Below are 10,221 nucleotides of genomic sequence, written 5' to 3'. Positions count from 1 at the left end.
GGGCGGGATCACGCTCGTGGGGGCGGTGTTGTCCGTGGTCGTGCTGACGGTGGTGTGGCTGGGGGTCCAGGTGGGCATCCTGGTGGTGGAACGCCACCGCGTGCAGGGTGCCGCCGACCTGGCGGCTCTCGCGGTGGCCGCGCACGCGCGGTGGGGAGGGGAGACCGCCTGTGCACGGGCGGAGCGCGTGGTGCGGCAGACCGGGATCGTGGTGCTTTCCTGCCGGACGCGGCAGGGGCACGCCCGGGTGCGTACCGCGTCCTCCGGGAACGTCGGGCCGCCGGGGTTCCGGCGTGTCATCGGCAGGGCACACGCGGGTCCGGTCCACGATGAACGGTGTCGGCACGACCACTCGTCATGCTGAGTTCTTCGGTTGTCCTGTTATCCGAATCACGCTCGTCGTTCTCCGTCGACCGGTCGTCGACACGGGGGTGTACTCGACACCCGCCGGTGCCGTTTCGTGGGAGTACGAGCCCGGAACAAGGAGGCGAGACGGAATGGATTTGGCGGCGGAAGGTTGGCACAGCGCCTTCCGGATCGAGCTGCGTGTTCAGGTTCTCGAACTGGTCTCGCGCGGCTGGCCGGTCTTTCCGGGGACCTATCCGGTCCCGGGAGGATGGAGCGCTTCGGACTCCGCGCCGGAGGAGGTCCTCTCGGAAGGTCCGATCCCGGTGTGGGAGGACTGGGCGGACAGAGCCGGGAACACCGACGGGATCGCCGCGTGGTGGTCGAAACACCCGCACAGCGTCCTGCTGGCCACCGGTCCGGAGATCGAGGCGATCGAGGTGGAGGCCGATCTCGGCCGCCGCGCGGCCCGCGCGCTCCGCGGGCGGGGACGCCCGGTTCCGATGGCCGCCACCCCCCACGGGCGGTGGTACTTCCTGACCCGTGGTGGGCAGCGACTGCACGAGGAACTCGGGGAGGCGGGACTCGTGCTGCACTCCGGGGGCAGCTGGGTGCCGCTTCCGCCGTCGACCTTCCCCCAGGGGGTGCTGCACTGGCGGGTCAAGCCCCAGGTGTGCGACTGGTGGCTGCCCGAGCCGGAACACGTGCAGGAGGCCCTGCTGACCGGCCTGCACGATCCGGCCGAACGCGCCAGTGACCACGCCCGGCCCCTCGCGGTGTTCGCGTGACTGTCTCGGACGGAGTGACCCGGGTGTCGGTGCGTGGGTCGGATGCCCCGCAACGGCGCGAGGCGCCGATCCACGTGCCGGTACCCGACCGGTTCGGTGGCTCATTCCGAAGAAACTGCCTGGTCCCCGGCCAGCACCACGTCGAGAACGGCCACGGCTCCGGCCTTGTCCAGCGGTTCGTTGCCGTTGCCGCACTTCGGTGACTGCACGCAGGACGGACAGCCCGCCGGGCACTCGCACGAGACGATCGCCTCCCGTGTGGCGGCCAGCCAGGGGGACAGCGCGGCGAACCCACGTTCGGCGAAGCCGGCGCCTCCGGGGTGACCGTCGTGCACGAACACCGTCGCCTCCCCGGTGTCCGGGTGCGACGCGGTGGACACCCCGCCGATGTCCCAGCGATCGCAGGTGGCGAACAGCGGTAGCAGGCCGATCGCCGCGTGCTCGGCCGCGTGCAGCGCGCCGGGGACACGTGCCGGATCCAGTCCGGCGCTTCCCGGCGCGCTCCCGGTCAGGGACTCCTCGTCCAGGGTGTACCAGACGGCGACCGTGGTCAGCCTGCGCGCCGGCAGGTCCAGCGGCGCCTGGTCGAGGATCTCCCCGCTGGGCAGTCTGCGGAGGTAACCGACCACCCGCGAGGTGACCTCCACGGAGCCGAGGTGGGCGGCCACGCCGGGGGCGAGGCGGTGCTCGCGCCGGGTCTCCAGCACCGTGATGTCGGTTTCCTCGCGCGGGGTGGTGTGCCACTCGGGGTCCTCGGCGTGGACCAGGGCGATCCCCTCCTCCGTGTCGAGCTCGTCCACGACGAACGACTCGCCCCGGTGCAGGTAGACGGCGCCCGGGTGGACGAGACCGTGGGCCGACTCGGGATCCACCGTGCCCAGCACCCGTCCCGTGTCCCCCTCGACGACCATCACCTGCTGTCCTCCCGAGCCGCGCAGCTCCACCGTGCGGTGCGGAGGAGTCCGACTCGTCCAGTACCACCCCTTCGGACGGGCCCGGAGCCTGCCCGCACTCCGCAGCTCCTCCACGGCCTCCCGCGCGGCGGTGTTTCCGAAGGCGTCCAGGTCGTGCTCGCGCAGCGGCAGTTCCGCGGCCGCACACTCCAGGTGGGGGTGCAGCACGTGCGGGTTGCCCGGGTCGAGCACCGTGGCCTCCACGGGTTTGTCGAACACCGCGGACGGATGATGAACCAGGTAGGTGTCGAGCGGATCGTCCCGGGCCACGAACACGACCAGCGCGTCGCCCCCTTCCCGCCCGGCCCGGCCCGCCTGCTGCCAGAAGGAGGCCAGCGTTCCCGGGTAGCCGGCCAGCACCACCGCGTCCAGCCCGGAGATGTCCACCCCGAGTTCGAGGGCGTTGGTGGTGGTCAGCGCGAGCAGCTCCCCGGACAGCAGGGCGCGTTCGAGCTCCCTGCGTTGTTCGGGGAGGTATCCGCCCCGGTAGGCGGCCACCCTGTCGGCCAGTTCCGGGGCGACCTCGCGCAGGGCGCGGCCGGCACCGACGGCGGCGAGTTCCGCGCCCACACGGGACCGGACGAACGCCAGGCACCGGGCGGACTCGAGAACGAGGTCGCTGAGGAGCCGCGCGGTCTCCGCCCCGGCCGAACGCCGTACCGGAACCCCGTTCTCCCCGGTGATCTCGTCGAGCAGCGGGGGCTCCCACAGGGCCACCGCCCGTGCCCCACGTGGGGAGCCGTCCTCGGTGACGGCCAAGCACCGTTGTCCGGTGAGTCGCTGCCCCAGCTGTGCGGGTTCGGCGATCGTGGCGGAGGCGAGCACGAACACGGGGTGGGAGCCGTGGTGCCGGGCTATCCGGTGCAGTCTGCGCAGCAGCAGGGCGATGTGCGAGCCGAACACGCCACGGTAGGTGTGGCACTCGTCGACGACGACGTGGGTCAGACCGCGGAAGAAACGCGCCCAGCGGTTGTGCCTGGGCAGGATGCTGTGGTGCAGCATGTCCGGATTGGTGAACACCCACCTGGAGTGGGCCCGTGTCCACTCGCGTTCGTCCGTGGGGGTGTCGCCGTCGTGGGTGGCGGGTCGGATCCCGTCGAGGCCCAGCTCCTCCACGGCGCGGAGCTGGTCGGCGCCCAACGCCTTGGTCGGGGACAGGTACAGCGCCGTGGCACGCGGGTCACGCTCCAGGGCGGCCAGCACGGGAAGCTGGTAGGCCAGGGACTTTCCCGAGGCGGTGCCGGTGGCCAGAACCACGTGCTCTCCCCCGTGTGCGGCCTCCGCCGCCCGGCTCTGGTGGCTCCACGGCAGTTCCGTGCCCCGGGCGCGCAGTGCCCGCAGCACCCGTGCCGGAACCCACTCCGGCCATTCCCCGTGACGGGCGGGCCTGGCTGGGAGCCGTTCCACGTGCCGCAGCGGGGACTCGGCCGGCGGAGTTCCGGCCAGCACCCTGTCGAGCAGTTCCGGACCGTTTCCGCCGTGGGGCTCCGCCCCGGGCGGTCCCTCTCCGATGGAACTCACGGACCGAGCCTCGCACAGGTGTGTTTTCCGGCCCTGGGTGCCGTCCGCGCGCGGAGAGGTCGCCCGCGACGCCCCTGAACGGGTGATCGTGCGGATGCCTTGATCGGTCCATGATGGAAGAATCCCCACCTCGGGACGAGTGAAATATCACAAGGTGAACAAGGACACATCGTGGACGGAGGCGACGCGGGACCTGGGTCGCGGGGTGTTCCGCGACTCGTCCGGCGTCGCGGGTACCGCCCGTCGGGAGGTGTTCCCGAGGGCGGACCCGACTACGACCGAGGAGGACGGATGTCCCTGCTCAGTGTTTCCCGCCCCGGGTGGGACGGCCACGGTCCGCCGCGCCCCGAGCCGCCGGGAGGTGGGGGCGCGGAACCGGACCCTCTCCCGCACGGGGCGCGGCTGCTGGCACAGGACTCGCAGGTGCACCAGCTGCGGCTGGACGCCGCCGACTACACCCTCGTCGCCGCGGTGCTGGTGATCGCGCTCGCCGCGCTGGTCGTCGGCTACGTCCTCATCAGGGAGGTCCTGGCGGCCGGTGAGGGCTCGGAGCGGATGCGCGAGATCGCCAGGGCCGTGCAGGAGGGAGCGGCGGCCTATCTCAACAGACAGTTCCGCACCCTGGCCGTCTTCGCCGTGGTGGTGTTCCTGCTGCTGTTCGCGCTGCCCGCCGAGAGCGCGGAGGAGCGCATAGGCAGATCGGTCTTCTTCCTGTTCGGGGCGGTGTTCTCCGCCGTCATCGGATACCTCGGGATGTGGCTGTCCACACGGGCCAACCTGCGGGTGGCCGCGGCGGCCAACGAGCCCTCCGGTGGGCGGGCCAAGGCGATGCGGATCGCCTTCCGCACCGGAGGTGTGGTCGGGATGAGCACGATCGGGCTGGGACTGTTCGGCACCGCCCTGGTGGTGCTCGTCTACGCGGGCCAGGCACCCCGCGTGCTGGAGGGCTTCGGTTTCGGTGCCGCCCTGCTGGCGATGTTCATGCGCGTCGGTGGCGGCATCTTCACCAAGGCCGCCGACGTGGGCGCGGACCTGGTGGGCAAGGTGGAGCAGAACATCCCCGAGGACGATCCGCGCAACGCGGCGACGATCGCCGACAACGTCGGGGACAACGTCGGTGACTGCGCGGGTATGGCCGCGGATCTCTTCGAGTCCTACGCGGTCACTCTGGTCGCCTCGTTGATCCTGGGCACGGCCGCCTTCGGCACCCAGGGGCTGCTGTTTCCGCTCATCGTGCCCGCGATCGGGGTGGTCACGGCGGTGCTGGGCGTCTACATCACCAGGGCCCGCGCGGGGGAGGGGGCGCTGCGGTCGATCAACCGTTCCTTCTACCTCTCCGCCGGGGCCTCCGGTCTGGCCTGCGCCGTGGCCGCGCTGGTCTATCTGCCCGGCTCCTACGCGGGGCTGAGCGGGGTGGCGCCCTCCGTGCGCGAGCTGCCCGGCAACCCGGCCGTGGTCGCCCTGGTCGCGGTGCTCATCGGGATCGCGTTGGCCGTGGTGATCCTCAAGCTCACCGGTTACTTCACCGCGACCGAACGCAAACCGGTGCGGGACGTGGGGCAGTCCTCCACCACGGGCCCGGCCACCGTCGTCCTCACCGGATTCTCGGTGGGCTTCGAGTCGGCCGTGTACACGGCGCTGGTGATCGCCGCCGCGGTGTTCGGGGCCTTCCTGCTGTCCGGTTCCATCTCGGTGGCCCTGTTCGCGGTGGCGCTGGCCGGGTGCGGCCTGCTGACCACGGTCGGGGTGATCGTGGCCATGGACACCTTCGGGCCGGTCGCGGACAACGCGCAGGGCATCGCCGAGATGTCCGGCGAGTTCGAGGGTTCCGGGGCCGACGTGCTCACCGAACTCGACGCGGTGGGCAACACCACCAAGGCCATCACCAAGGGGATAGCGATCGCCACGGCCGTGCTCGCGGCCACCGCCCTGTTCGGTTCCTACCGGGACGCCATCGGTTCCGCGCTGGCCGGGCTGGGAGCCGAGATCGCGGTGGGCGAGTTCCTGGTCTACGCCCCGAACGTGCTCGTGGGGGTGGCGATCGGCGCCGCGGTGGTGTTCCTGTTCGCGGGGTTGGCGATCAACGCCGTCTCCCGGGCGGCCGGTGCGGTCGTGTACGAGGTGCGCAGGCAGTTCTCCGCCAAGCCCGGGATCATGGACGGTTCGGAGCGCCCGGAGTACGGGCGGGTGGTCGACATCTGCACCCGGGACTCGCTGCGGGAGTTGGCCACTCCGGGGCTGTTGGCCGTGCTCGCTCCGGTGGCGGTCGGTTTCGGGCTCGGGGTCGGTCCGCTGGCCGGTTACCTGGCCGGGGCGATCGCGGTGGGAGCCCTGATGGCGATCTTCCTGGCCAACTCGGGAGGAGCCTGGGACAACGCCAAGAAACTGGTCGAGGACGGCCATCACGGTGGCAAGGGCTCGGAGGCCCACGAGGCCACCGTCATCGGCGACACCGTGGGTGATCCGTTCAAGGACACCGCCGGTCCCGCGATCAACCCGCTGCTGAAGGTGATGAACCTGGTCTCGGTGCTGGTGGCCCCCGCCGTGGTCACCGTCACGGTGGGCATGGAGGGCTCGGCACCGTTGCGGACGGTGATCGCGGTGCTGTGCGTGGGGGCGATCGCGGCGGCGGTGATCGTCTCCAAGCGCAGGAGCACGGCCATCGCCGAGTCCACGGGCAACAACGAGTTAGTCGGGTGAGCCCCCGGCCCCGGCGGACGGACTCCGGGTGGGCCACCGATCACGGCACGGGTGCGCGGGGCGGCTGCCGGGGCCCGCTCGCACCCGTCGATCGGGTCGTGTTGCCCGCACGGGCCGAACGGAGTCTGGTGCGTGGCCGGCGGGGGTCCTACGATCACCGGCGTGGGCCAGCTTTCGTTCTTCTCGGCCGAGGCACGGCCCGCCCGTGTGGCGGATCTGGCCGGGCTGCTGTGTGGGCCGGGACGGATCACCACGTTCGGACGCGGGACGGCCGCACGGCTTTCCGTGGTGGTCTCCGAGACGTGGCGGGCCCGGACGCTGGCCGAGGTGTGCGCCGAGCGCGGGGTGGACGTGGAACTGGGGCGTGACGAGGCGGGGCAACCCCTGCTCCGCACCCCTTTCCGGGCCGATCTGACCCAGCTGGCGGCGTGCTGGTTACACGGCGAGGTAAAGTCGGTGCCGAACGGATTCATCCCGGATGGTTCGGCGCTCCGAGTCTGGGTGCTCGTCTCGGGCGCCCCTGCTGCCGGGGGCTATCTTCTCGGGCTGGATCCGTGTGTGCCGGAAACGCACGGACCGTTGGCCAGTTCCCTCGGTCGGGTCGGCCTGCCCGCGCGGACGGTGGGCTCGCCGGGGAGCCAACCCGCTCTGCGGATCGCGGGCAGACGTCGTCTGATGCGGTTGGCCGAGCTCGTCGGACCGGCGCCGGAAGGCGTCGCTGGGGGAGCGTGGCCGTTCTCGCCGTGAGTCGTTCGACACAGACCACCCCTGTCGTCACGGAGGAACACCGCCAGCATCGGAGACGTTCGGCCCGGTGAAACGAGCGGAACGGACTCGACGTGTGTCACGCTGTGCGTTCCCCGGCGCGGTGAACCCGACCGTGCAGGGTGCACACTGACGAATCGGACACCTTCGGACGAGAGCAGGGTAGGCGTGGCTGGCTCGACACGGACGAAGAAGGACGGCGCCAAGGGGCGCGCTTCTCAGGCTTCCACCGGGAGTTCCGGCGGTCGGCGATTGGTGATCGTCGAGTCCCCGGCGAAGGCGCGCAAGATCGCTTCCTTTCTCGGCGCTGGGTACGAGGTCGAGTCCTCCCGCGGGCACATCAGGGACCTGCCGCGCGGTGCGGCCGACGTGCCCGCCGACTACAAGGGGCACTCGTGGGCGCGGCTCGGTGTGGACGTGGACAACGGTTTCGAACCGCTGTACCTGGTGACCGACGACAAGCAGGAGACGGTCGACGAGCTGCGGGAGGCGCTCTCCGGGGCCGAGGAGCTGTACCTGGCCACTGACGGCGACCGCGAGGGCGAGGCCATCGCCTGGCACCTGATGGAGACCCTCCAGCCCTCGGTGCCGGTGCACCGCATGGTCTTCCACGAGATCACCGAGTCCGCGATCCGGGCCGCCGCCGCCAACCCGCGCGAGCTGGACCACAACCTGGTCGACGCCCAGGAGACCAGGCGCATCCTGGACCGGCTCTACGGCTACGAGGTCAGCCCCGTGCTGTGGAAGAAGGTCATGCCGAAGCTCTCGGCGGGCAGGGTGCAGTCGGTGGCGACCCGCATCGTGGTGCAGCGGGAGCGCGAGCGCATCCGCTTCGTCCCCGCCGAGTACTGGGACATCGCCGCGACACTGCGCTCCGAGGAGGACGACGGCGACTTCGGCGCGCGGCTGGTGGCCGTGGACGGGCAGAAGCTGGCCACCGGCAGGGACTTCGGCCCGGACGGGCAGCTGACCGGTGACGCGCTCGTGCTGGACGAGCAGCACGCCCGGGAGCTCGCCTCCGGCCTGGAAACGGCCGAGCTGACCGTGTCCAGCGTCGAGGAGAAGCCCTACACGCGGAAACCGTACGCGCCGTTCATGACCTCCACGTTGCAGCAGGAGGCCGGTCGCAAGCTGCGCTTCTCGGCGGACCGCACGATGCGCACGGCGCAGCGGTTGTACGAGAACGGCTACATCACCTACATGCGTACGGACTCCACCACCCTGTCCGACACGGCGCTGTCCGCGGCCCGCCGGCAGGCGGGGGAGCTGTACGGCAACGACCACCTCTCCGCCCAGCCCAGGCAGTACACGCGCAAGGTCAAGAACGCCCAGGAGGCTCACGAGGCCATCCGCCCCGCCGGGGAGAACTTCCGCACCCCCGGTGAGGTGGCCTCCGAGCTGGACGCCGACGGCCACCGGCTCTACGAGCTGATCTGGCAGCGCACGATCGCCTCCCAGATGGCCGACGCCAAGGGCACCACGATGACGGTGCGGGTGAGCGGCACCGCCGCGAACGGACGGGAGTGCGTGTTCGCCGCCTCCGGCCGGACGATCACCTTCCCCGGTTTCCTCCGGGCCTACGTCGAGTCCGTGGACACCGAGGCCGGTGGGGTCGCCGACGACGCGGAGTCGCGCCTGCCCCGGCTGGTCGAGGGCCAGTCGCTGCGGGCGGGCGAGCTCCGCCCGGACGAGCACACCACCAACCCCCCCGCCCGCTACACGGAGGCGAGCCTGGTCAAGGCGCTGGAGGACCTGGGGATCGGGCGTCCCTCCACCTACGCCTCGATCATCAGCACCATCCAGGAACGCGGCTACGTGTGGCGGAAGGGTTCGGCGCTGGTGCCGTCGTGGATCGCCTTCGCCGTGGTGGGGCTGTTGGAGCAGCACTTCTCCCGGCTGGTGGACTACGACTTCACGGCGGCGCTGGAGGACGAGCTCGACCGCATCGCCGAGGGGGCGCAGCAGCGCACCAAGTGGCTGCACGGCTTCTACTTCGGCGGTGACGTGGGGCCGCAGGAGTCGATCGGGCGTGCCGGTGGGCTGAAGAAGCTCGTCGGCTCCGGCGTGGAGGAGATCGACGCGCGGCAGGTCAACTCGATCCCCATGTTCACCGACGACCAGGGGCGCACGGTGTACGTGCGCGTCGGCCGCTACGGACCCTATCTGGAGCGGGCCGCGCAGCCGGGGGAGAACGGCGACGGCGAGACCCAGCGCGCCAACCTGCCGGACGCCCTGGCCCCCGACGAGCTGACCCCGGAGGTGGCGGAGAAGCTGTTCGCCACCCCGATGGAGGGACACCGGCTCGGCACCGACCCGGAAACCGGTAACGAGATCGTGGCCAAGGACGGCCGTTTCGGGCCGTACGTGACCGAGATCCTGCCCGAGGGTTCCAAGGGCAAACCGCGCACGGCCAGCCTGTTCAAGTCGATGTCGTTGGACACCGTGACCCTGTCCGACGCGCTGCGGCTGCTCTCGTTGCCGCGCACGGTGGGCACGGATCCGGACACCGGTGAGGTGATCACCGCCCAGAACGGCCGTTACGGCCCGTACCTCAAGCGGGGCAGTGACTCGCGGTCCCTGGAGAACGAGGAGCAGATCTTCTCCATCACGCTGGAGCAGGCCCGTGAGCTCTACGCGCAGCCGAAGCAGCGCGGTCGTCGGGCCCCGGCCCCTCCGCTGCGGGAGCTGGGCGAGGAACCCGACACGGGACGGAACCTCGTGGTCAAGGACGGCCGTTTCGGGCCGTACGTGACCGACGGGGAGACCAACGCGTCGCTGCGCAAGGGCGACACGGTGGAGGAACTGACCAAGGACCGGGCGATCGAGCTGGTGGCCGAACGCCGGGCCAAGGCTCCGGCCAAGAAGAAGAGCTCGAAGAAGTCGAAGAGCACCACCGGTTCCACCGGCGGCAGCGGTTCCCGGTCCAACGGTTCGGCGAAGAGCGGTTCCGGTGGAAGGAAGGGGACCTCCGCCAAGGGCGCGAAGTCGTCCTCCACCCGGAAGGCCGGTTCGGCGGCCTCGACGTCCGAGGACTCCGGCGCGGGGAGCTCGGCGGGTGGGGACGCGCGCAGTGCCGCGGGCAGTTCGAACGGTTGACCGGGCGCGCCACCGGGGCCGGGGCCGGTGCGGCTCCCACCGCCGGTGGCGGA

General features: G+C 71.2%; 6 protein-coding genes. 5 read left to right on the top strand and 1 reads right to left on the bottom strand.

Going from position 1 to position 10,221, the window contains the following annotated elements; all coding sequences use genetic code 11:
- Positions 1-364 (top strand): Rv3654c family TadE-like protein (locus CEP50_RS15760; protein ID WP_146134818.1); only part of this gene is annotated, 364 nt, incomplete at its 5' end.
- Positions 365-497: 133 nt separating this feature from the next.
- Entirely contained in the window at positions 498-1,133 is a 636-nt protein-coding gene (locus tag CEP50_RS15755) for a bifunctional DNA primase/polymerase (protein WP_106114708.1), read from the top strand.
- A gap of 101 nt (positions 1,134-1,234) precedes the next feature.
- Here CEP50_RS15755 and CEP50_RS15750 read toward each other — a convergent pair whose 3' ends face one another.
- A complete protein-coding gene (locus tag CEP50_RS15750) occupies positions 1,235-3,607 on the bottom strand; it encodes a DEAD/DEAH box helicase (protein ID WP_106114707.1) in 2,373 nt (790 codons plus the stop codon).
- Positions 3,608-3,898: 291 nt separating this feature from the next.
- Here CEP50_RS15750 and CEP50_RS15745 point away from each other — a divergent pair, with 291 nt between their 5' ends.
- From CEP50_RS15745 to topA, 3 genes are all read left to right on the top strand, one after another.
- Positions 3,899-6,307 carry a sodium-translocating pyrophosphatase gene (locus CEP50_RS15745; protein WP_106114706.1) on the top strand — a complete coding sequence of 803 codons (2,409 nt, stop codon included), beginning with the start codon at positions 3,899-3,901 and terminating at the stop codon, positions 6,305-6,307.
- Positions 6,308-6,469: 162 nt separating this feature from the next.
- A complete protein-coding gene (locus CEP50_RS15740; RefSeq protein ID WP_106114715.1) occupies positions 6,470-7,054 on the top strand; it encodes a hypothetical protein in 585 nt (194 codons plus the stop codon).
- A 186-nt stretch (positions 7,055-7,240) separates the two neighbouring features.
- On the top strand, positions 7,241-10,168 hold the full coding sequence (gene topA, locus CEP50_RS15735) for a type I DNA topoisomerase (protein WP_445596576.1): 2,928 nt from the start codon (positions 7,241-7,243) through the stop codon (positions 10,166-10,168).
- Positions 10,169-10,221: the final 53 nt, after the last annotated feature.

The organism is Actinopolyspora mortivallis (genome assembly GCF_003001495.1).
In the GTDB taxonomy this organism is placed as follows: Bacteria; Actinomycetota; Actinomycetes; order Mycobacteriales; family Pseudonocardiaceae; genus Actinopolyspora; species Actinopolyspora mortivallis_A.
The sequence above is the reverse complement of the archived record's forward strand: the minus strand, read 5'-3'. Positions and strand labels throughout refer to the sequence as shown.